The organism is Listeria immobilis (assembly GCF_014322845.1).
GTDB classification, from domain to species: domain Bacteria; phylum Bacillota; class Bacilli; order Lactobacillales; family Listeriaceae; genus Listeria; species Listeria immobilis.
Window position 1 is genome coordinate 287132 of the sequence record NZ_JAASUA010000003.1, and the last position, 23111, is coordinate 310242.

The window sequence follows — 23111 nt, forward strand, 5'->3', positions numbered from 1 at the left end:
ATTTAGTTTCCTTTTTGTTTTAAAGTGCTTGAAGCATATCAAACTGAGACTGATATAAATTATAATAGTAACCGTGTTGGGCCATTAATTCATCATGACTACCCGCTTCCTGTATTCGCCCATTATCAATATAAAATATTCGCGAACTGTTTTTAATAGTTGAAAGTCGATGCGCGATAATAAAGGATGTGCGCCCTTCAAGAAGTTTTTCCAGTCCCTCTTGAAGTAAAATTTCTGTCTGTGTATCAATACTCGAAGTTGCTTCATCAAGAATAAGGATTTTCGGGTCAGCGAGTAATGCTCGAGCAAAAGAAATGAGCTGCCGTTGACCAGCGGAAAGAGTGCTACCACGTTCTTTCACTTCTGTATAGTAACCATCTTTTAAATCAGCTATAAAATCGTGAGCACGCACAACTTTGGCAGCGGCAATAACTTCTTCTTCCGTAGCATCTAATTTTCCATAGCGAATGTTTTCGATAATTGTTCCAGAGAAAATAAATGTATCTTGGAGCATAACCCCCATTTGTTCTCGAAGTGATTGTAATGTGACTCCCTGAATATTCTCGTCATCAATTAAAATTTCACCAGAATTAATATTATAAAAACGGCTTAGTAAATTAATAATCGTCGTTTTTCCCGCGCCAGTAGGACCAACTAAGGCAATGGATTCACCTGCATCCACATGGAAATTAATGCCTTTTAATATATCATGACCTTCTTCATAACGAAAATAAACATCTTTAAAGTCAACATTTCCAACGATTTGTGGCATTTTCTTTGCATTTGGTAAATCTTTAATATCGGGTTCCACATCCATCGTTTCAAAAATCCGTTCTAAATAAGTAGTAGCAGTAATTAGCGAGTTATAAAAGTTTCCGATATTAATTACTGGATTCCAAAAGTTCCCAACATAGCCAATAAAGGCGATAAGTGTCCCGGTGGAAACATCTACACCATAACCTCTAATCCCAACAAAGTAAATAAGGCAGGTTGTCATAACGGCAATATTTTGCACTCCAGGCCAAAGCAAAAATTGAATTTTTACGGCTTTCATCCAAGACGTCCGATAATCGTTACTTACTTCTGTAAAAATCTCAAAATTTTGCTCTTCGCGTGAAAAACTCTGGGTTACTTTTATACCTGCAATACTTTCATGGATATAGGCGTTCATATTAGATTGTTTATTGCTTAAAACCTGATAAGCTTTTCGTTGCGCAGTTTTAATCACCATGACAATAACAAAAAGCACGGGTAGAAGTGCTAAACTATAAAGTGTCAAAACAGGATCTATCATTAACATAAATCCAAGTGTAACTAGAACACTCAAAATATCCGAAATCAAATTAATAAGGCCATTTGAAAGTAAATCACTCAACATATTAATATAGTTAACAACCCGGATAAGAATTTTTCCGTGAGGTCTGCTATCAAAGTAAGAAAATGGTAGTTTTTGCAAATGACCAAAAATGGCGGTTCTCATGTCTTTCAAAATGTCCTGCCCAATTAGCGTAATGGATTTAATTCGATAGCGCATACATAGTCCAGTTACTACAACCGAAGCAATAAAGATAATCGCAATCCAGAAAAGTTGGGTCATATTTTTATTTGGAATGGTATCATCAATGACAATTTTTGTTAAGAAAGGACCAATCATTGTTGCTACATTGGCAAGTAAGATAATAAATAGTGTTAGGTAAATAGATTTCTGGTATGGTTTTACATAAACAAAAATCCGTTTTAAATGTGCAGAACTAAATGCTGTTTCTAACTCTTCATCAACATCAAATTTATTTCTAGCCATTCGCGCTCGCCTCCATTCCCAGCTGCTTATTGTAAGTATCAAAATAATAACCTTTTTTAGCTAGCAAACTTGTATGTGTTCCTCGTTCAATAATTTCACCATGTTTTAAAATTAAAATTTCATCGGCATCTTTTACAGAAGAAATCCGGTGAGCGATAATAAAAGTGGTTGTGTTTTCGGTGATTTTCTTCAACTCGCCTTGGATTTTCACTTCTGTTTCCATATCCACCGCAGAAGTTGTATCATCTAGAATTAAAATAGAGGGGTTTTTTAAGAGTGCACGAGCAAGAGAAATCCGCTGTTTTTGCCCGCCAGATAGCCCGACTCCACGTTCGCCAACAATTGTGTTATAACTCTCAGGCATGGTTTCAATAAAATGGTCTGCATCGGCAATTCGAGCCATTCGCCGGACTTCTTCCATCGTTGCATCCGGGGCGCCAAATGCTATATTTCCTTCAATAGTGTCGGAAAAAAGGAAAATATCTTGCATAACTGTGGCGATATGATTTCTAAGTTCTCGCACATGCCATTTTTTAGCATCCACACCATCAAGTAAAATTTCCCCGGAAGTTGGATCATAAAATCGGCAAATTAAGTTAACTAGAGTAGATTTTCCAGCACCGGTTTCCCCTAAAATAGCAATGGTTTGGCCAGGGGAAGCTTTTAAAGAAATATTTTTTAGAACATCGGTTTTTGGATCATCTTCAAAATGAAAGCTAACGTTTTTAAATTCAACAAATCCTTGAAGCGAAGGGGCTGATTTTTCGGCATGAATGGGAATTTTTGCAGTGGTAGCCATCATATCTTGAATTTTAAAAGATGAGGCAACAAAACGTTGAACATCATTAATTAACCAACCACTCATCCGCATGGGACCATTTAGCATCCATAAGAAACCATTAAAAGCAACTAAGTCTCCAAGTGTCATTTGCCCTTTAATGACTAAAAAGCCACCAAAAACAAGTGTGATAACTACTAAAATTCCAGCAAGAGAATCCAATATAGGTAGATAAGCTCTAGAAACTGCTGCAGAATCCAGATTGCGTTGTTTAAAATCTTCGTTATGTTCATGGAATTTCTTCATTTCAAAATCTTCTCGTGCAAATGCTTTAACGACACGATTTCCGCTAATATTTTCTTCCACCATTGAATTAAGTCGCGAAAAGCTTTCTCGAATTTCATAAAAGACTGGTTGCGCTTTGCTAGACATTTTTATAGTTAGAAAAGCGATAAGCGGTGTTATAATCACAAGCGCCAGCGTTAATTTCCAGTCAATAGTCGTCATAATAACTATGGCGAATGTAAATAAGAAAATGTTTTCCAAAATATTATAAGATACCCAGGAAATAAAATGACGAATTGCATCAGTGTCCCCGGTCATCCGTGCCATAATATCACCAACTCGAGTGTTATTAAAAAAATCAAAATCCAATGATTGTAATTTTTTATAGAGATCTTCTCGAATTTGGAAAAGGGAGTTTTGACCAATTCGTTCACACATAATTTGATAGGTATAACGACAAATTGTTCGAATAACTGTCGAAACTATCATGATTAATAGTAGCGGGATAAGTAATTTAGGCTGATTTTTATAAACAACATCATCAATTACTTTTCCACCAAGTAACGGATAAATAATACTAATACCAGAAGCAATAAAAATTAAAATAAGTACACCAATCATAAGCAGCCGATAATTTCTTACGTACTGCCAAATCCATTTTACACTCTTCACTCGTTTCACTTCCTTTTACTTTATATACATCCATTTAGTTTACACCCCTGATTTGGAAAGAGAATGGTTTATATTCGCTGGAAGCATGGACAATGTTATATAATTAAAAGATAAATGTAAACGTTATTATTATGGAGGTGAAAAGATGCTAAAAATAAATACTACTACGTTCAATCCGCAAATTTTGTATATTGCTAGTTATTATACGAATGAGGCTCGGATTGGCGAAAATCACCATCATGATTTTTTAGAAATGTCGATTATTTGCGAAGGGACGGGTATCTATAATATTGAAGGTGAGCAAGTAAAGCTTTGTGCAGGTGACGTGCTTATTTTTAATCCGGGAGTAAAGCATTATGATATTACCGAACCTGGGATGACCAATGTGCAACTCCATATCGGATTTCGTAACTTTACGTTGGAAGGCTATGCAAGAAACACTTTTCCATTTAAAAAAGCTTTTTTGCGGAAAAAAGAGACTGAATCTGCCATTTTAGATATAGCTAGGCAGATAATGGAAGAAAAAGATGCTGAAAAACCTGGTTATGATTTAATTTTGAAAGCTTTTGTCATGCAATTGATTATCCATATTTTACGTGAAGCAACTCCGGAACAACTTGAGAACAATGGGGTGAAATTATCAACAGAAGAACAACAAAAACAGCTGCTTGTAAACGAAATTATTCACTATATGGAAAAGCACCATACCGAAGACGTTTCGCTCTCCACTTTGTCACAGACGATGTATATTAGCCCGGCGTATATCTCCAAAGTATTTAAAGAAGAAACAGGAGAGTCGCCAATCAATTACTTAATAAAAATTCGCCTTGCACGTGCGGAAGAACTACTCAAAAATAAAGATATTACTGTAAAACAAGCAGCAAATATGGTTGGCTATAACGATGCTTATTATTTTAGCAAGCTTTTTAAAAAATATTACGGCTTTCCACCCTCTGAAAATTGGCGAAAATCTAGTTAATTTAGGATACAAGTTAATGGGGTAGAAGTTTAAAAGTAACCAAAATACAGTTTACGCTAACGACGAGCGAAACCTATGATAGAAAGAAGGAAGCAGTGATGCGCTATGACGAAGCCTTAAGTTATTTAAAAACAAATAGTATTAAACGACAAGAAGAAGGCACTGAAATCATTTTTAAAATGGCAGCGGATACATTGGAGGGAAACTTAGATCCATTTTTATTAAAAGATATTAAAAAAAATGTCGAAACTGCAATTGAAACGACACCTCAAGAAACCGCAATACCAGATTTTTCTAACTTAGAAATAGCCACAGCCGCAGCACTTCAAATGAGAGCAACAATGGGAAGTCCCAATATAGATTTAACACAAGGTATACAAACAGAGACGGCTGTTGTATCAGGTGAATTTGGGGATATTCCAATTCGGATTTACCGTCCTGATTCACAAGGTCAACTAGCGCCAGCACTGATTTATTATCATGGCGGAGGATTTATAGGAGGTACGCCAGCTGTAGTAGAAAACTTTTGCAAAGGGATAGCGGAAAAATCAGCGGCTGTCGTCATTAATGTGGAGTACCATTTAGCACCAGAATTTCCCGCTCCAGCAGCACCGAAAGATTGTTTTTGTATACTAAATTGGGTAGTAGAAAACAGCGAAAATCTCCAAATTGATCCAACCAAAATTGGTGTTTCTGGAGATAGTGCGGGAGGAACTTTAGCTGCAGCAGTTAGTTATATGGACCGAGAAGCCAAAACTAATTATGTAGGTTTCCAAGCCCTGCTATATCCTGCGCTTACTTTGTTTGCTGCTGATAATGAAAAATATTCATGGGATATTAAAAAGTTTGCTGCATCCGAAACAACTAAACCGCTCGTTACTCCAGGAATTATTGGAATGAACAATTCAGGATTATTGTTACGAACAGTTTATCTTAGAGGCAAAGACCCAACTTCACCCATTTATTCCCCGTTATCGGCAACTGATAAAAGCATTTATACGCCGACATTGATTATTAGCGCAGAATTTGATGGACTTAGGGCTTTAGCGGCTGTTTTTACGAAACAATTAATAGCCAGTGGTGTAAATACAAAAGCGATAGTTTACCAAGGAATGTGTCATGCCTTTATCGATAAATACGGGATTTTTCCACAAGCAGAAGATGCCGCAGATGAAATCGCCAAAATGATGAAAACAATATTTTAAAGAAGCAAGGCAGGTGTTTTTCGGAATACCTGTTTTTATTTTGCTAAACTTTGCGGTTAGCAGTAAAAGTATACTAGAATAGAGAAGAGAAATGGGAAGGAATGATAGGTTATATGAAATTTCAACTTTTTATCCAACCAAAATTAGATGTTATCCAAGGAAATATTATTGAATATGAAATACTTCTTCGAGATGATAGTGAAATTCCTAGATTTCCTTTGTCAGAGTTAGAGAATGTCCTTGCAGATGAGGAACTATATGCTATTTATTCAGATTGGTTTAATGAAGCATTTTTAGATGTCTTAAATAAATATCCAAATGATCGATTTGCCATTAATATCGCACCACAACAGCTTTTTTATATGGAAACAATTCATTGGTTTGAGCGGCTAAAGAGCGAAAGTCATCGAATTACAGTAGAAATTACAGAAGATATTTTTGATGTTCCCGCACACAAGCGACATTTAAATGCAAATGACAAAGATGCTTTTATACTTAATAAAATAAAAGTGATACATGGGCTAGGCTATCATATTGCAATGGATGATGTTAGCTGTGGACTCAATAGTTTGGAACGTGTAGTGAGTTATTTGCCTTATATAACCGAAATTAAGTTTTCTTTAATTCACTTTGAAAAGATAGATTTAGAGGACTTGCTTTATTTTGTTAAAGCATGGGCTAATTTTGCCCACAAGAACAAATTGGGTTTTGTAGTGGAAGGAATTGAAACAAAAGAAACCATGACTCTACTTGAAAGTCATGGCGTCACTATTTTCCAAGGTTATTTAGTTAATAAACCATTTCCAGTATGAAATTACTCCACCTGATTTTGTAAGTTTTGATAAGATTCAATTGTTATCGGCTTTTTGCAAGAAAGTAAGCCTTTTTTCCGCATTTTTTCTAGTGCTTCTGTAATTCTCGCCCGACTAGATCGACAATAATCAGCTAAAAGTGACTGGGTAATATAAGAGGGAAGAATAATTTGATCGCCTTGTTGATGCAGGTTTAATAGCTCAACAATTTCAATTAAAACATTAATCGCCTTATAAAATGGTGGTTGATTAATGTTTCTATAATTTTTTGCTGTAAACATATATTTAATGATAACATTATCTAATATTTGGTGGAAGATTTGAGGATTAGCATACAAATAATTAAGAAAAAGTTCTCGATTTATAAGGATGGCGGTTCCATCGGTAAGAGCGCGCACACGATAATCTATGCGATGTGGTGCTACATCTGTTTCGAGTAATAATTCTACTCCAAAAAGCATGGATTTAGCAATAAGTCCGTTTATTAGCCAACGACCGTCTGCTGTATGTCCCTCGGTGGTAGCCGCACCAGACATAATAATTCCAATATGCATTTTATAATTTCCATCAACATCAGATGAATGGATAATATCACCTTTGCAAAAAGAAAGTCTATTTGAATATTCGTGGGAGATAACGTCTAAAAAATCTTTAATGTAAATCATTTATCAAAACTCCTATGTGAAATAGATTTAATTCACATTATTTACTACCTAATAAAATTACTGTACTCTCAAAAGGTGTGAAAAGATACGCAAATAACGATTTTTTCACAAAAAAGACGATAAAAAGACACATTTTAGACACAAATAACCACTTTTTTAAGTTTTGTGCATTGTATTAATAAAAAGTTTTGCCTGATAAACAAACTGCTTTTTTAAAAAATTATAGCGAATAAAATGGATGCAGAAAACTATTAGTAATAAACTGGAGGAGCAACAAAAAAGAAGAGGCTCAAAATCATGAGTCCCTTCAAAATTTTTTATAAACATCAATCGAACTGCCAAAATTAATTAAATAATCGCCACAATCATACATTGGACCAAATTTTTCTGCGTAATGCGTAACTGTATGGCGCAAAAATTCCTCAGTTACTTCTAAAAACTCTGCAACCTCAAAATATTCCCGTAGTCCTAGATAAAAACAAGTAATTATATCTTCAAGTGGAACCATCTCTTCGTATCCTTTTCTTCGGGCGAAAAGCTCTTGTTTTTTATCCATAATTGTTTCTTGCTTCGTAATATTGCCAACTGTGTACTTGTGATGCATTAATTCTTCTGCTAAAATACAACCTTTTTCAATGGTGGATTGGTTTTTATTAATCAAAATTGTCCCATTTAAATATAAACCAGGTAGTTTATAAGGCATTTTTTCTTCTCTAATGGTTACTTCATCTTGGTATTTGGCTACCAATTTTTCATACAATAAGATCACATCCCGCGATGGAGTTTTTTCTTCATCTCTATATAAGCTAGTATATCCCGTAATTCTTCATCTGTTACATCGTCGTCAATATGGGCTGCAACTGTCATTCCGCGTTCATCAACAGGAGGAAGGTTTCTTTCTGGAAAAAAGTCATCTAATCGTTTGTTAAAAATCTTCGCAAGTTCAAATAAAACATCCTGGTTTGCTTTACGATCACCATTTTCGTAGCGACTAATTGTTTGGCGCGTGGTCTGCAAACGTTCCGCTAGTGCTTCTTGATTTAACCCACGTTCCTCACGATATTGTTTTATTTTATTTCCTACAAATTTATTTAACTCCATAATAATTGTCCTCCACGTGTTTATGTTAATAGTGTAGCACTTTTAGCACCAAAATGGAACTTTTTCGGACTAAATTGTTTTATTTAATTTACTTGTAACCAAAATGGTGCTATAATAAAGTTATATTAAAAATAAAAACAACACAATTTTACACCAAAAGCACCGAAACGGTGACAAGGTTGTTCAAAATGGATGAATAAATTTAGGAGATGGAAGTGAAAATGATGGATAGAAAACTTCTGAAAGAAAAACAAATACAATTAATTTTTCAGCTAGAACAAGAAGAAAACAGATTTGTAAGGAAAAGATTATTAGAAGAACTAGAATACTTTGAAGCATTAGGAGACGAAGAAAAAGGGCTTTTAACAGCGGAGCAAAAATTACTTATTTTATCACCACAAGAGTACTTAACATACAAAAAGACATTTTCCGATGCTCAAATTAGCAACTTAATTGGCATATCTAGATCTTCACTCGCAGAATGGAAACGAAAAAAAGGACTGTCAAAAAAGCAACGACCTCGAAATCAACAAGAGATGATTCAGATTTTAGCATACCATTTAGATAAAACAGAAGAGGAAATAAGCCGTTTGCCCGATGCAACGATTGAATGCCAGTATGAAGCGTTCGTAATTAACGAAGCCCATAATTAAGGAGTGATTATATTGCAAGTACTTGTTTTACCAGAAAATAAAGAGATTAATTATATAAAAACCGTCCAAGAAGTAAAGCGGTTTTTCGCAGATTTTCAGCGTTTTCGAATGATATGTGGATTATCACAGAAGCCAAAGCTAGAAAAAAATGGTTGCTTGGAAGAACCTGTTTTTAACACAATTACATTTTCTGCTAGACATGATAAGGAACTAATTCGCGAGGCGCAGTGGCTAGTGGAGAAATACACAACAATACTCAATCAAATGGATGCACTTTATCGAACTATTTTACTAAGCTGCTATATCGAACGAAAGCAGGATGTAGCGATTATGATGGATTTGCCCTATGAAATCGCCCAATTTAAACGAATAAAAAAACGAGCAGTTTTGGAGCTTGCTGCGGTTTTGGGGATTTTGGTTAGGAAAGCATGATACTTTTGCGATATTTTTCTAAGTTATTTTTGCAGTAATATAAAGATAAGGAAATTGTCCAGTATGCGGATGACAATAAAAGCTGCATCAGAATTTGGGTGCACCGTTATTCTGATAGAAACACGTATTTGTTTTGAATTTGGATGATAATCCGTTGATATAAACAAATGATCTATTTAAGGAGTAAGACTCGGAGGAATGAATTATTAAGAATGGTCTCGACCGAGTTTTATGTTCTATTTTTAAGGAGTGAATGCTTAGTGAAGAGTTTGAACTTCATGAGAGTCTTAGAAGCAGCCAAAACTATGCTTCAAGAAAAAGGTGGAATCAATGTTTCTATTGTAATGCAAAATCAAGTAGATACTCCAACAACAATAATGGAAATGATTGAACAAGAAGAAGAAGAAAGTCGAACAGTGTGGAAAGAAATTTATCGTCTTGCAATCCATCATTATTCAAGTGAGTTGGATGTTGCAAAAATCGATTTAATTGATACGCTGATGCAATCGGGTTTCATTTTGCCAGAAGGGTATGAACTACTTACTATTAGGCATTATGGAAAACAAAATTTAGTAAAAGAAGGCAATTTAACACATGCGAAAATAAGCTTTGAAATAGTTATTTGTCGCAATTTAAAAGTGAAAATTTAGGAGGAATTATTAATGGCATTTGAAGAAAATTTATATTGTGATTATACACCGGGAGCTGCTAAAGCTGTTGCTGGGAAAGATGTGGTTTTAGCAATTTTTAATGCGGCAGGAGATAAATTACTAGCCGTTGCAGGTCAACAAGGTTTAACGATTAATCGTTCTAAAGATAGTATCGAGATTACCTCAAAAGATACAATTGGTGGTTGGAAATCTAAAATTGGCGGAATGAAAGAATGGTCAATCGAAAATGACGGTCTATATGTGGCCGATGCAGATTCTCACCAAGAATTGGCGAAATATTTTGAAAGTGATAGTCCGGTTTGTGTTAAAGTCATTAATCAAGCTTCTAAAAAAGGTTTGTTTGGTGGTTTGGCAATTGTAGCTGACTATAGTTTTGAAGCACCTTTTGATGAAGCGATGACTTATTCCATAAAACTTGATGGAATGGGTGCACTTGTTGATTTAACAATTACTGAGGGCGGAGATCAAATGCCCGGAGATGAACCAGTAACACTAGCGGAATAAAATAGAAAGCCACTACAAAAAGTGGCTTTTCCTTAGGAGGAAATGGAATGTTTGAAGTGAATGATACAACCTATATTTTACGATTTAATAAGCAAAAAGTGAAAACGGTCGAACTAACAACTGGAATTAGTTTGGTGGCTGCTTTAACTGCTAATAAAGGAATTCTAAGTTATCAAGTTATTGAAACGCTATTTGTTTCTGGCTTAGTTGAAGAAAAAGGGCTAGTAGCTGTAAAACAAAAAGAAGCATTAGAAATTTTTGACAAATTAGTAGAAGAACAGGGTTTAATTTCTTTAAATGTAGCTGTTATTGAGAAATTACAAGAGGATATGGGTTTTTTGTTCCGATAAAACAAATTGAGTTTGAATATTTTGGAGCAGAAGATGGAGAAACTGCAAATGAAACAAATAATGATTTTGAACTTGAGAAACAGCTAGCTTTTTTCGTAGTTAATTTTCATATGACTAAACACGATTTTGAAGAGTTAACAGAGATAGAAAAAAATTTCATTATGAAAGAATGGGAAAATAAAGTCATTTTTGAATCTACAATGATGCGAAATGCAGTATTAAATGCTGAACAAAATCTCAATCGAAAACGTAATTCTCGCTTTATTGATTTACACAAAAAACGTCAAAAGAAAGCGGACGTAAATTATACGGTAAATGCACTCCAAGCAATTTCCGAAAATGAGGAACAAGAAGGAAAAGGATGGATTGACCGCATTTATCAAGCAAATGGTTTACAGAAACCAAAAAATAAAAAAGAAAGGGGGAAAATTAATGGCGGATAATAAAAAAATAAATTTAGAAATGAATGATACGGCTTTAATTGCTCAAATGAGTCAACTAGATCAAATGGTTTCAACAGTCGAAAGGCGCTTTACTGAAATGAAAATGACTATTGAAGATACTGGAAATGCAGATCCTGGATCAAAAATTTCTAACTCTCTAGGTGGCCTACAATCCAGTGTTGCCTCAATCAGTGATGCTTTTAGTTTATTAGGGTCTAGTGGAGAGTCTATAACTTCAGGTTTTGGTGCTGCGGTAGGATCTGTTGGAGGAATCACAGACGCATTTAAAAATCTTGGTTCCAGTGTTCAAAATGGTTCACTCTTTTCAAGCCTAGCAACAGGTATTGGTGGTATGGGAAGTATGCTAAATGGTGTTGTTGGCGGTGTGCAAGGTATTAGTAACTTAGCTAGTGGATTTATGGAGTTGAAAAAAAGCGTAGGTGGTTTAATGTCTTCCGTCGGTGGTGTTTCAGGAATTATGTCTAAGCTAACTTCTCCAATGGGGCTAGTTATTATCGGGATTGTTGCGCTTGTGGCAGCATTTGCTTATTTAATGTCAACTAATGAATCATTTAGAAATTCAGTTATGTCAGTCGTTACACAGGTTGGTCAATTATTTGGACAATTAATAGCAACCTTGATGCCTATTATTATGCAAATTGTTACTGCGGTTGGTCAAATTGGAGCAGCTTTAATGCCGATTGTCGTGCAATTTATCGCATTCTTTGCACAACTTTTAGCACAATTAATGCCATTTATCTCCATGCTTGTATCCATGCTTATGCCCGTAATAATGCAAATTGTCCAAGCCGTCATGTCGCTTGTGTCAGCGCTTTTACCAAGTATTATGGCTATTATTCAAGGTATTATGGGAGTTATTCAGTTCTTAATTCCAATCATTATTCAAATTGCCACTGTAGTAATACAAATTGTTGTGACGATTATTTCATACATTAGTAAAATTATACCCGTCGTCATGATGATCATTGGAGTCATTATTTCTGTTATTACTACAATTATTAATTATATTGTTGTGATCGCAACGACAATTATAAGTATTATCGGTAAAATCATTAGTTTCGTTGCTAGCGTAATTACTGCAATCATGGGTATTGTTCAACCGATTATTGGATTTATCACCAATATCTTTAACTCAATAGTTGCTGTTATTGGGGCAGCTTTCCAGATGGTTTTTGCAGTAGCATCAAAAATTTGGAACGCTATTTTAGCAACCATTTCGGGGATTATTGAAGGGATCAAGTCAATTATTACAGGAATATCAACCACAGTTTCATCAGTCTTTAATGGAGTGAAACGAATTATTACTGGGGTTTTTGAAGGTATTAAAAGTGCCTGGGGTGGTTTAACAAATTTTGTGGGAACTATTTTTGACGGTGTTTCGAGTGCAATTCAAAATGTAGTAGATAATGTCAAAGGATTTGTGAATGTAGTGATTCGTGGAATTAACTCGGCAATCGGGCTTATTAATAAAATCCCAGGTGTAGAGATTGGTAGGATTCCGCAACTGATTTCGGGGACAACAAACTTCCAAGGCGGTTTTGCAAGGATGAATGAAGGCGGTCGAGGCGAGATGGTTGTATTACCATCAGGTTCCCAAGTAATTCCGCATGATGCAACGATGAAGTATGCAAGAGAAAGTGCTCGCGGAAATAGAACTTCACTACTATTGAATCAAGGTAATGATTTGGGTAGAGTGGAAAATCTTCTAGAGCGTTTATTACAAAAAAATCCAGTAATTAAAATGGACGATAAAGTTGTTTCGGAAGTAGTTAGTCGAAACCAAGCTAATTCGTTTGATCAGTATAACTATACAATGGGAGGTGCGGCATACTAATGAATGACTTGTTTTTAGAGATAAATGGAGAGGTTTATTCGATGAGTGAAACGTTTCCAGGGCTTTCAGTTCAAGAAGTAGCAAGACAAAGCCCACAATTAAGCATGGAAACTGCTGAAATCGCTGGGACTGATGGTGTTATTCCAGGAACCGTTGCTTTTAAACCATTTGTCTTTTCGGCAATATGTAATTTACAAGCACTTGATATACCTGATTACCATTTAGCTGTTAGAGAAATTTATGAGTTTCTATTTCAGCGCGAAAGTTATTATATTTGGAGTAATCAGATGCCTGGTATTCGTTATGAAGTGCATCCAAAACCTTTTGATTTTAGTAGGGAGTCAGACAGAGTTGGACTATTGACCATTGAATTTGATGTATTCAAAGGCTATGCAGAATCACGGGGTACGACACTTGATCCACTGACATTTGAAGTGGATTTATGGCAAATGGGGATGAACTTATCCAACCGTGATGATCTATTTTACATTTTTAAAGAGAATTCTTTTCGTGTGTACAATGCGGGGAGCGAACGAATTAATCCCCTAATGCGTCATGAGTTAGATATAGCAATGACTGCAAATGGGATTCCAACGATTAATAATATCACAACTGGAGACTCGTTTCAGTATCAAAATGAACTTAAAAAAACGGACGTCTTACTATTGAATAACATCTATCCATTTGTAAATAATCGCCGAGTTGGGAAAAATACGAATCATGGAATTATTACTTTAGAAAAAGGCTGGAACGATTTTGAAATTAAAGGTGTAACAGATGTAACAATTGCTTTTAATTTCCCGTTCATTTATCGGTAGGTGATGATGATGGATTATTTAATTATTCAAAGTATGGACAAAGAAGTGGAAGAGATATTGACGGATATTGACTATGGTTCATTTTCGTATGATTATGAAAAAAATACAACTCGATCTATCTCTTTTACCGTAAATAAAACAAAACAAAATTCAAGTGTTTTTGATTTATTGGGAAACGAAGCCGTGATTATTTATCGAGGTCAACAATTTGTTGTGAAAAAATGTGCCCCTAAGTCCATTGGGAAAACCATTTCTAAGCAAATAACTGCACAACATATTAGTTATACAGTGCAAGATCATGTTCAATACAATGTGAAAAAAGGGCTAAAAAAATATTCGATTCAAACGGTAATGGAATTTGCTTTAGAGAATAATGTGTTAGGTTTTTCTCATAAAATCATAGGAAGTTTTCCTCTAGTTGAGCTAGAAGATTTAGGAAATAAGAATGGATTAGAGTTAGTTAATTTATGTTTAGAAGAATTTGGCGCAATATTATTTGCAGACAACAAAAAACTATATTTTTATGATGAAGCTAGTTGGTATTTGAAAACAGAAAAGCAATTTCGCTACTTGTACAATACAGAAGATATTTCGGTAGATACTAATACTGATAATTTAAAAACGCAGATAAAATGTTATGGCAAGCAAAAAGAAAATGCAGATAAGCTAACGGGAGATAACAAATATTTAGCTGTAGTTACCTATACTTCGCCAAATGAAGCTATCTATGGTAAGCGAATGGCAAATGCTAAAAGTGATGACAAAATAACAAATAATGCAGACTTATTAAACTTTGCAAAAAAACAAATTTTAGACGTTCCTGAAACTTCTTTAAATATTACTTATAAAGGGCAAGAAGAAGTTTCAGAGCGAGATGTTTGGTATTTTATTCATGAGCCAATGCATTTTGAAACGGAAGTTAAAGTTACACGAATTAAATCAGCGCACCCGTGGAGCAGGAAGTTTCAAGATGTTGGTTTTAGTAATACGAGGCGGGATATGGTTCGGATTCAAACCCAAATAGCAAATCAAGTTAAAAAAGCTAGTATAGATACGAATAAGATTAATTCGTTTTCAAACATCGCAATGAATGCTTTTGATTCACGAATTTTAACGGAAGTAGTAGGTGTTGTAGATGGCGACTGAAATTAGAGTGCTAAAAAATACAGATAATACCGTTTTCTATCCAAAAACACACTTAATGGCAATCGAAGGCCTAAATGAAGCGACATCAAGTACTGCTGGATTAATGGCTCCTAGTGATAAAACGAAATTAAATAGTATAGAAGCAAATGCGGAAAAAAATAATGTAACAGCGGCTGATATTTCGAATTGGAATAAAAAGCAGGATACGATTTTGACTTCGGAAAATGGATTTAAATTCAAAATAGTTGTAACGGATACTGGAGAATTAAAGACAACTAAAGTGGATTAGAAGGGGAGGTATTTATGAAATTAGACTTATGGAAATGGGAAATGCTCCTTCAAGGGCGTGAGTTCAGAAATAAAACTAACGATAATTGGCAGAAATTAATGGATTGGTCCAGTTTTATTTCAACTGGTTTGGACGCAATTTATGTATATATCAATAAAGCAGACGCAAGCCTAAATCAAAAAATTGAAACAGTGGATAAAGCAGTAAATGTAAGAATAAATGAGCTGATTAATGGGGTTCCGCAGCTAGATGAAGTTGTTGATGCTAGAACAGATGCGTTTGGTGAGAAATATCCAGTTTTAAGAGCGCGTTTAAATGAGGAGCAAGTTATTTATAGTAAAAAGAGTACGCTGCAATTTGATGTGGATAGTATTATTTCGATGCAAGAACAAGATATTGGACTGCTTACTAGTAAATCAATTACAGAACCGCAAACAGTTTGCTTTTTAAATGTTTCAAGCCTGGATGAGCAAGCAGATATTATTCTTGAAAAAACAGGGGAGACTAGTTTTTCAGACAAATTAACTAGTTTAGTATTTGCGAGAATAGGAACAAATGAACGTTACCAAATGGAACAATTGGTTGTGTAAAGGAGGAGTGAAGTATGACTGAAATTAAACGAATGCTACAAACAAAGGAAGATCAGTCAAAAGAACAATTTTATCCAGAAACACATGTGGAAGGAATTGTTGGGTTAACAGATTTTGTTTCTGGCCAACTTCCAACAGGTGTTGTTAGTGTTAATGGCAAGTCTGGCAGTGTTTTGCTAGAAGCAGCAGATGTTTATGCCGCAAGAAAAGATCATAATCATAATGTAGCTACTTACACAACAGATGGATTTATGAGTTCGTTTGATAAAATAAAAATTGATGAACTAGTATCGCCGGAAGCAGGCGTTGTAAGTGTTAATGGGAAAACGGGCATTGTTGATTTATTTGCATCTGATGTTGAAGCAGCAACAGTGAACCACACCCACTCAGATGCTTCAGCTAGTGAAAGTGGATTTTTATCAATAGAAGACAAAGGAAAACTAGATGCGATGCCAATAATCGCGCTGGAAACTATTAAGGAGGTAATAGAATGACTAAAATTGTAAAAATGTCAGAGAAAAATGAACACGGAACTTTAGAACAATTCTATCCAGAAACACATGCCGAGGCTGTTAAAGGATTAGTGAGTGTTTCAGAAGAAGAAAAAACAATTTGGGATGGTAAGGAAAGTACAGAAGGAGCAGAACAAAAAGCGAATACAGCGTTAAATAGCGCTAAAGAATATGTCGATACTATTGGGGAGGGGATAGTGGTTTTTAAAGGAGCAAACCATATGGGAGCAGGTCAAGCATTTAAATGGGACCCTTTTAAGCTGAAATTTGGTTTAACACTATTGTTTAGTCGATATGATACAACAAATAATACTCCATACGATTATTATTATCATTCCGTATTCTTATCTAAGGCTCAACTAGTTGAGTTAGCTGGAAAAGGTGTCTTAATGCAAATGCCATCAACAACTTATGGAGATCGAAAATACCTCTATATATCAACAACTGGGCTTTCTGGACATGCTGATAATTTGAATTCTCCGGCCTGGGTGCTTCGCCAAATAGCAATAATGTAATCAAAAAGGAGGGTTTCCATGGAAGTCATACTAAAAGTTGGGATACTGGGATTTGGTGCGGTGTTTGGATACTTATTTGGGGAAGTGGATCTATTGGTAAAAGTGCTTGTATGCTTTATTGTAGCTGATTATATTTCTGGGCTACTTGCTTCAGGGTATCAAGGACAACTAAATAGCAAGATGGGTTTCAAAGGAATCGCAAAAAAGATTGCAATCTTAATTTTAGTGGCTATTGCACACCAAGTAGACTTGATTCTAGGAACGCATAATACAACCCGAGATGCAGTTATCTTTTTCTATTTGGCAAATGAGCTGATTTCTATATTGGAAAACTTCATACGAATGGAAATGAAAGTGCCGGAAGTTTTGAAAAATTTAATTTCTATTTTTGATTCAAAAGCAGGTGAAAAGGAGGAAAAGCATGACAAAAATTTGGATTGATGCAGGGCATGGAGGAAAAGATTCAGGAGCTACTGGAAATGGTCTTGTTGAGAAAAATTGGGTATTAGCTATTTCCAAGCAGTTAGAAGTGGATTTGACGAAGGCTGGTTTTGATGTAGGAATGACAAGAAAAAATGATACTTTTTATGGCTTAAGTAATCGGGCACAAAGAGCAAATAACCTAAAAGCAAATTTATTCATCTCAATTCATTTTAATGCAGGTGGAGGAATGGGATATGAAGACTATATTTTTACCTCCACACCAGCAAAAACTAAAGAAATCCAAAAAATAATTCATAAAAATGTGATTGCAAAAGTTTCTAAACATGGTATGCGTGATCGAGGAATGAAAAAAGCAAATTTTGCTGTTTTGCGAGAAACGGCTATGGACGCTATTTTACTAGAGGCAGGTTTTTGCGATAGCAATGATTCAGCAATTCTCAAAACAAGTGCATTTCAGCGAGATTTTTGTTTAGGAATTGTAAAAGCTGTACAAGAAATCTTTAATGTTCAAGCAACCAAATATCGAGCGGGAAAATATTCGACAAGTGATGATGCGATTTCAGGTAAAAATCTAAAAGGTTATTTACCAGCAGGGACAAAGGTTTTTATTTATAAAGAATTAGCAAAAACAATTAATTTAACAACAACAAAAGGTGTTCCGGGAAGCTGGATTTTAAAATCAGAAGTGAATGCTGGAAAAAGGTAAAAAAGAGAGCGGCCAATTTTGGTCGCTCCTTTTGTACAGTTAATTTTTCTTTCGCAAAACATAAAGTGCAGTTGTTGTTAAAACTAAACCAAACACTGTCGCAAGTCCTGTTGTATCGCCAGTTGTTGGTAGGGAAGCATTAGTTTTACTTCCAACAGGCGACAATTTAGCTGGCTTTTCATTTGTAGTTATCCCATCATTAGTTGCGCCGTTACCATTAGTTGTGTTGTCGTTACCTGTGCCACCACTATTACCACTACCATTATCAACCCCACCATTACCACTTCCATTATCTGGAGGCGTTGTTGCGGCTGCTTGGACAGTTGTTTGGAAAGTGGTGCTATAGCCATTTGTGTCGGTGATTGTAGTTGTTACTTGATCGCCTTCTTTAAGGTCTAGGGCAGAAACATTAACAGAGAAGTTACCATTTGTATCAGATGTTGTGTTAGGTAATGTAGCACGTGCTAATTTTACTGTTGTGGTTGCTTTTTGAACTTCGACATTAACACCCGGCAAAGTAGTACCGGTTAGCATTTTGTCTTTTTCTGTCAGTTTATTGATTTTTGTTGCGTCTTTTAATGCTTTGATAGCTGCATCAGCTGTTTCTTTGTCGATTTCAGCTTGGGATTTGTAAACTTTACGGCCTTCTTTTTGGGCAGTGATTACTTTTCCAGCAGCTTTTTGTTCTTTGATATAATTGATGAAAGTTTCAGTGTCTGGGTCAATGGCTGTAACTAAGTTTGCTTTTTTAAATGCAGAAAATCCATCACCACCACCGAATAAGAAATCATTGATTACGACCTTGTATTTTTGGTCAGATTTTAACGGAGTGCCATCTTCTGTTGTAACGCTAGCAACTTTGTAAGCATGCTCTAAGTCATCTGTATCAGTGAAAGTGTATTTTAATCCAGAAATTTGTAAAAAGTAAGTTTGGTTACTTAAATATTGTTGGTTTAGTGCTTCTAAAATATCTGCACCAGACATTTCCACTACTTGAAGAATATTTCCGAATGGTTGAACAGCTTGTGCCGCACCCCAAGTAATTTCGTTTTGGCCATTTGCCAGACGTGTTGTGAGGTCAGCACGAATGCCGCCATTATTTGTCATAGCAAAATCTACGTCAGCGCCTGCTTTATTTGCCATATAGCGCTGTGCATCAGTAATCATATTACCAAGTTCAGATTCTTTATCATCTAGGGCTTGATTGTCTGGATTTGTTTCGCGGGAAATGACATCTTTATTTGCTAACCCGATAGTTTCGTTGATAACTCCTTCAATGCGGCTTTTCGCATCTTCGGTAACAGCGGTAATATCGGCAGTTGGAGAGACGCTTCTTGTATTATATGTAATTTTTGCATCTGGAGGTGAAACGAAATCACCGGTTGTTTTATCAAGTTCGCCAGTTACATCAGAAAAAGCTTTTCCGTTATTGTAGCTTTGAACGATACGAGTTTTACCAACTAATCCATTTGTATATTGATGATTATGCCCCGCAAGGACTAAATCGACGGAGTTATTTGGGTCTAGTTCGTTGGCTTTCGTCATCATATTAGCAGCTTCTCCAGCTACATCTTGCTTTGTTCCAGTATTTGGATTTCCAGTAGATAGAGCAGGAACATGAGATAAGACAACGATTGCGTTAACACCTTGGTTTCTAAGTTCAGCAGAATATTTTACGATTGTATCCGCTTCATCAAGAAAATCGTAATCTTGAATATGGCTTGCAAGCACTAAGTTTGGAATTTCTGTAGTAACAATACCGATGAAACCAACTTTGACACCAGCAATTTCTTTTACATAATATGGTGAAAATCCTTCTGCAACAGTGTTTGTTCCTTTATTTACAACGTTTGCTGCAACAATCTTCATATCACTTTTAACTCGAGGATAACTTTCCACAATTGGTCCAAATTTGCTCGTAGAAACACCATCTAAAATTCGTTTGTATTCTGGCAATCCTTCATCAAACTCGTGGTTCCCAAGTGTACCGACTTCGAAATTCATTTTTTGAAGGACTTTCATTGTTGGCTCGTCTTGAAGTAATCCAGAAACTGCTGGACTAGCGCCAACCATATCACCCGCTTGAACGCGAATGGCATTATCAGCAGTAGCATCAGGATTTGCCTGTAAAAATGAGCTAGTGGCATTATCTAAGTTTGTTGCTAGATAGTCTGCTCCGCCAATTGGTGAGCCAGATGCATCTTTGGAGGCTGTTTCAAGCGCTCCGTGAAAATCATTTATTCCTAAAATCTGGATTGGAACGGTGTCTGCCGCCGCTTGTGCTGTTGTCCCGGTGAATGGTGCAGTTAGTCCAATTGTGAGCCCTGCTGCGAGTAAAACATGTGTAGTTTTCTTGAAAAATTTGTTCACTTTCACACTCTCCCTTTTTTTCGCCAGTGGCAATTTGTAAGCGCTAACTCATTGGTGCCTATCTATTATAGTAGCAAAGTGAATTTGCCTTAGCAATAGAAAATGTTGGCTTTTTGTAAATGTTAGGATAATTTATTGCGATATTTTCATATTAAATAAAAAAGGCTGATGTGAGTCTGGTAACGTACCAAATTCACACCAACCATTTTATATTTACTTAATTAAATTATTGGAAGCGTCTTTAACAACAACATCATGTGCGCCGCCTTCTACGATAGAAGTGGAGGAAACGAGTGTTATTTTAGCTTTTTGTTGAAGTTCAGGGATATTTAACGCTCCGCAATTACACATTGTAGAACGAACTTTGCTTAAACTAATTGCTACATTATCTTTTAGTGAACCAGCATAAGGGACATAGGAATCTACCCCTTCTTCAAAGGAAAGTTTTTTATCGCCGCCTAGGTCATAACGTTGCCAGTTACGTGCTCGGTTAGCTCCTTCACCCCAATATTCTTTCATGTAAGTACCATTTAAATTCACTTTATTTGTAGGACTTTCATCAAAACGAGAGAAATAACGACCAAGCATAATAAAGTCTGCACCCATTGCTAAAGCCAGTGTCATATGATAGTCGTAAACAATGCCGCCATCAGAACAAATTGGAATATACACACCAGTTTCTTCAAAATATTCATCACGTGCTTTGGCAACATCAATTAGTGCAGTTGCTTGTCCACGACCGATTCCTTTTTGTTCGCGTGTAATACAAATAGATCCTCCGCCAACTCCAACTTTAACAAAGTCTGCGCCAGCATCAGCTAGATAGCGGAACCCATCACGGTCCACCACGTTTCCAGCACCAATTTTGACAGAATCACCATATTTGCCGCGCACATAATCCAATGTGCGTTTTTGCCATTCGGAGTAGCCTTCAGAAGAGTCTATACAAAGAATATCTGCGCCAGCTTCCACTAGTGCGGGAACACGTTCTTCATAATCACGTGTATTGATACCAGCGCCAACAACGTAACGTTTGGAGGAATCAAGTAGTTCTAATTTATTTTCTTTGTTGGAGTCATAATCTTTACGGAACACCATATGAACTAAGTGCTCATTATCATCAACAAGAGGTAAGGCATTTAATTTGTTGTCCCAAATAATGTTATTTGCTTCTTTCAAAGTGGTGGATTTATTTGCTGTAACTAACTTATTAAAAGGAGTCATGAAATCTGCTACTTTTTCGTCAGGACTCATTCGTGTTATACGATAGTCGCGGCTGGTTACGATCCCAAGTAATTTACCATTCGCAGTACCATCTTCTGTCACTGCAACGGTAGAATGACCTGTTTTTTCTTTTAAATCCAGAATATCTTGAAGAGTTTTATCTGGGCTAATGTTGGAATCACTAATAACGAAGCCGGCTTTATGATTTTTTACACGTGAAACCATTGCCGCTTCACTTTCAATAGATTGTGAGCCGAAAATAAAGGATACTCCGCCTTCTGTAGCTAAGGCAATCCCCATATTATCATCAGAAACAGCTTGCATAATTGCGGAAACAAGCGGAATATTCATTGTAATTGCTGATTCCTCACCCTTTTTAAACTTTACGATAGGTGTTTTTAAACTAACATTAGTAGGTACACATTCTGCTGATGAGTAGCCAGGAACGAGCAAAAACTCACTAAATGTGCGGGACGGTTCTTCAAAATAAAATGCCATTATCTCCACTCCTTCTTCTATTTAATTTACATTTATAAAATATCTTTATTATTTCAAGAACTCGCTTGAAAGTCAATGATTGATAGTGATTTTTTAAGGTCAAGTATAAACGTTTTCTTTTGTAGGTTAGGAGGAATATACTAAAAGAAGATTATTTTATGCGAAGGAGGTAAGCAGATGAGTGAGGAAAAACTTTTAGAACGTGGTTATCGTAAGTATCACGGGGAAGAAATAGATGTTTATTTTAATACAAATGTTTGTGAGCATTCAGGAAATTGCGTAAGGGGAAACAAAGAATTATTTGATTTAGATAGAAAACCATGGATAATGCCAGATAACGTATCAAAAGAAGAAGTAAAACGTGTTATTAACACTTGTCCAAGCGGGGCACTTCAATATATAGAGAAATAGGAGGGGTAAAATGGAATATAAAGACGGCGAAAATAGAATTTATGCGGTAAATGATGCAGGTGTTGAGGTTGGTGAGGTAACATTTGTACCAACAGGGGAAGATATGTTTATTATTGATCATACGGGTGTGGACGATGCAGCTCGTGGTCAAGGGATCGCCCAAGAACTGGTGAAACGTGCTGTAGAAAAAGCAAAAATAGAAGGTAAGAAAATTATTCCGCTTTGTCCATTTGCTAAATCTGAGTTTTCGAAAAAGCCGGAGTATCAAGCGGTACAAGCTGATAAGTAATAATAAGTAGACTAGGTTTTGAGCCTAGTCTCTTTTTTTATGGAATATTTTAAAAATATTGGATTTCTCTTCTTGACATCTCCTTCATTTCAG

The 23111-nt window shown here is 35.8% G+C and carries 27 protein-coding genes; 20 read left to right on the forward strand and 7 right to left on the reverse strand.

The window, feature by feature from the left end; translation table 11 throughout:
• Positions 1 to 19: 19 nt before the first annotated feature.
• Positions 20 to 1801, reverse strand: coding sequence for an ABC transporter ATP-binding protein (locus HCJ45_RS06165; RefSeq protein ID WP_185344464.1), 1782 nt, complete (start codon positions 1799 to 1801; stop codon positions 20 to 22).
• A complete protein-coding gene (locus HCJ45_RS06170) occupies positions 1794 to 3536 on the reverse strand; it encodes an ABC transporter ATP-binding protein (RefSeq protein ID WP_185395714.1) in 1743 nt (580 codons plus the stop codon). The genes HCJ45_RS06165 and HCJ45_RS06170 overlap by 8 nt, the downstream gene beginning before the upstream one ends.
• A 145-nt stretch (positions 3537 to 3681) precedes the next feature.
• Here HCJ45_RS06170 and HCJ45_RS06175 point away from each other — a divergent pair, with 145 nt between their 5' ends.
• From HCJ45_RS06175 to HCJ45_RS06185, 3 genes are all read left to right on the forward strand, one after another.
• Positions 3682 to 4515: an AraC family transcriptional regulator gene (locus tag HCJ45_RS06175; RefSeq protein WP_185395713.1), complete on the forward strand. Its 834-nt coding sequence runs from the start codon at positions 3682 to 3684 to the stop codon at positions 4513 to 4515.
• Between the two features lie 98 nt (positions 4516 to 4613).
• Positions 4614 to 5720: an alpha/beta hydrolase gene (locus HCJ45_RS06180; protein WP_185395712.1), complete on the forward strand. Its 1107-nt coding sequence runs from the start codon at positions 4614 to 4616 to the stop codon at positions 5718 to 5720.
• A gap of 104 nt (positions 5721 to 5824) precedes the next feature.
• Positions 5825 to 6532, forward strand: coding sequence for an EAL domain-containing protein (locus HCJ45_RS06185; RefSeq protein WP_185395733.1), 708 nt, complete (start codon positions 5825 to 5827; stop codon positions 6530 to 6532).
• A gap of 2 nt (positions 6533 to 6534) precedes the next feature.
• Here HCJ45_RS06185 and HCJ45_RS06190 read toward each other — a convergent pair whose 3' ends face one another.
• The 3 genes from HCJ45_RS06190 to HCJ45_RS06200 all read right to left on the reverse strand — a co-directional run bounded on the left by HCJ45_RS06190 (position 6535) and on the right by HCJ45_RS06200 (position 8298).
• Complete coding sequence (locus HCJ45_RS06190) at positions 6535 to 7197, reverse strand: Crp/Fnr family transcriptional regulator (RefSeq protein WP_185344469.1); 663 nt, start codon at positions 7195 to 7197, stop codon at positions 6535 to 6537.
• 307 nt (positions 7198 to 7504) lie between these two features.
• Positions 7505 to 7957, reverse strand: a complete 453-nt coding sequence (locus HCJ45_RS06195; protein ID WP_185344470.1) for an ImmA/IrrE family metallo-endopeptidase — start codon at positions 7955 to 7957, stop codon at positions 7505 to 7507.
• 5 nt (positions 7958 to 7962) lie between these two features.
• Positions 7963 to 8298, reverse strand: coding sequence for a helix-turn-helix transcriptional regulator (locus HCJ45_RS06200; protein WP_185344472.1), 336 nt, complete (start codon positions 8296 to 8298; stop codon positions 7963 to 7965).
• Positions 8299 to 8522: 224 nt separating this feature from the next.
• Here HCJ45_RS06200 and HCJ45_RS06205 point away from each other — a divergent pair, with 224 nt between their 5' ends.
• From HCJ45_RS06205 to HCJ45_RS06275, 15 genes are all read left to right on the forward strand, one after another.
• Positions 8523 to 8951 (forward strand): hypothetical protein, encoded by a 429-nt coding sequence (locus tag HCJ45_RS06205; protein WP_185395711.1) that lies wholly within the window; start codon positions 8523 to 8525, stop codon positions 8949 to 8951.
• A gap of 12 nt (positions 8952 to 8963) precedes the next feature.
• Entirely contained in the window at positions 8964 to 9383 is a 420-nt protein-coding gene (locus HCJ45_RS06210; RefSeq protein WP_038406483.1) for an ArpU family phage packaging/lysis transcriptional regulator, read from the forward strand.
• 260 nt (positions 9384 to 9643) lie between these two features.
• Positions 9644 to 10033, forward strand: coding sequence for a DUF5072 family protein (locus tag HCJ45_RS06215; protein WP_311769594.1), 390 nt, complete (start codon positions 9644 to 9646; stop codon positions 10031 to 10033).
• 12 nt (positions 10034 to 10045) lie between these two features.
• Positions 10046 to 10558, forward strand: a complete 513-nt coding sequence (gene lmaA, locus HCJ45_RS06220; RefSeq protein ID WP_185344474.1) for a protein LmaA — start codon at positions 10046 to 10048, stop codon at positions 10556 to 10558.
• Positions 10559 to 10605: 47 nt separating this feature from the next.
• Positions 10606 to 10908, forward strand: coding sequence for a hypothetical protein (locus tag HCJ45_RS06225; RefSeq protein ID WP_038406486.1), 303 nt, complete (start codon positions 10606 to 10608; stop codon positions 10906 to 10908).
• A gap of 110 nt (positions 10909 to 11018) precedes the next feature.
• On the forward strand, positions 11019 to 11351 hold the full coding sequence (locus tag HCJ45_RS06230; RefSeq protein WP_038406487.1) for a hypothetical protein: 333 nt from the start codon (positions 11019 to 11021) through the stop codon (positions 11349 to 11351).
• Positions 11341 to 13206, forward strand: coding sequence for a phage tail protein (locus tag HCJ45_RS06235; protein WP_185395709.1), 1866 nt, complete (start codon positions 11341 to 11343; stop codon positions 13204 to 13206). Before HCJ45_RS06230 ends, HCJ45_RS06235 begins: the two co-directional genes overlap by 11 nt.
• Complete coding sequence (locus HCJ45_RS06240; RefSeq protein ID WP_185380460.1) at positions 13206 to 14024, forward strand: phage tail family protein; 819 nt, start codon at positions 13206 to 13208, stop codon at positions 14022 to 14024. Before HCJ45_RS06235 ends, HCJ45_RS06240 begins: the two co-directional genes overlap by 1 nt.
• A 9-nt stretch (positions 14025 to 14033) precedes the next feature.
• Positions 14034 to 15170, forward strand: a complete 1137-nt coding sequence (locus HCJ45_RS06245; protein ID WP_185395732.1) for a phage tail protein — start codon at positions 14034 to 14036, stop codon at positions 15168 to 15170.
• Entirely contained in the window at positions 15160 to 15459 is a 300-nt protein-coding gene (locus HCJ45_RS06250; RefSeq protein ID WP_038406491.1) for a hypothetical protein, read from the forward strand. The genes HCJ45_RS06245 and HCJ45_RS06250 overlap by 11 nt, the downstream gene beginning before the upstream one ends.
• Before the next feature lie 14 nt (positions 15460 to 15473).
• Positions 15474 to 16049 carry an alpha-amylase gene (locus HCJ45_RS06255; protein ID WP_185395708.1) on the forward strand — a complete coding sequence of 192 codons (576 nt, stop codon included), beginning with the start codon at positions 15474 to 15476 and terminating at the stop codon, positions 16047 to 16049.
• A gap of 14 nt (positions 16050 to 16063) precedes the next feature.
• Positions 16064 to 16543, forward strand: a complete 480-nt coding sequence (locus tag HCJ45_RS06260) for a hypothetical protein (protein WP_185380462.1) — start codon at positions 16064 to 16066, stop codon at positions 16541 to 16543.
• Positions 16540 to 17076 carry a hypothetical protein gene (locus HCJ45_RS06265; protein ID WP_185395707.1) on the forward strand — a complete coding sequence of 179 codons (537 nt, stop codon included), beginning with the start codon at positions 16540 to 16542 and terminating at the stop codon, positions 17074 to 17076. The genes HCJ45_RS06260 and HCJ45_RS06265 overlap by 4 nt, the downstream gene beginning before the upstream one ends.
• Before the next feature lie 18 nt (positions 17077 to 17094).
• Complete coding sequence (locus tag HCJ45_RS06270; protein WP_185344485.1) at positions 17095 to 17517, forward strand: phage holin family protein; 423 nt, start codon at positions 17095 to 17097, stop codon at positions 17515 to 17517.
• Positions 17498 to 18226: an N-acetylmuramoyl-L-alanine amidase gene (locus HCJ45_RS06275; RefSeq protein ID WP_185395706.1), complete on the forward strand. Its 729-nt coding sequence runs from the start codon at positions 17498 to 17500 to the stop codon at positions 18224 to 18226. Before HCJ45_RS06270 ends, HCJ45_RS06275 begins: the two co-directional genes overlap by 20 nt.
• 39 nt (positions 18227 to 18265) lie before the next feature.
• On the opposite strand, the gene HCJ45_RS06280 is transcribed toward HCJ45_RS06275, so the two are convergent.
• Together HCJ45_RS06280 and HCJ45_RS06285 are read right to left on the reverse strand one after the other, a co-directional pair.
• Positions 18266 to 20602 (reverse strand): 5'-nucleotidase C-terminal domain-containing protein, encoded by a 2337-nt coding sequence (locus HCJ45_RS06280; protein WP_187124244.1) that lies wholly within the window; start codon positions 20600 to 20602, stop codon positions 18266 to 18268.
• A 207-nt stretch (positions 20603 to 20809) separates the two neighbouring features.
• Complete coding sequence (locus tag HCJ45_RS06285; RefSeq protein WP_185344492.1) at positions 20810 to 22318, reverse strand: IMP dehydrogenase; 1509 nt, start codon at positions 22316 to 22318, stop codon at positions 20810 to 20812.
• 177 nt (positions 22319 to 22495) lie between these two features.
• Between HCJ45_RS06285 and HCJ45_RS06290 the strand changes: the two genes are divergently transcribed.
• Both HCJ45_RS06290 and HCJ45_RS06295 read left to right on the forward strand, forming a co-directional pair.
• The gene (locus HCJ45_RS06290; protein WP_185344494.1) at positions 22496 to 22729 is read left to right on the forward strand and encodes a (4Fe-4S)-binding protein; all 234 of its coding nucleotides are present in this window, start codon (positions 22496 to 22498) and stop codon (positions 22727 to 22729) included.
• A 10-nt stretch (positions 22730 to 22739) separates the two neighbouring features.
• Positions 22740 to 23018: a GNAT family N-acetyltransferase gene (locus tag HCJ45_RS06295; protein ID WP_185344496.1), complete on the forward strand. Its 279-nt coding sequence runs from the start codon at positions 22740 to 22742 to the stop codon at positions 23016 to 23018.
• Positions 23019 to 23111: the final 93 nt, after the last annotated feature.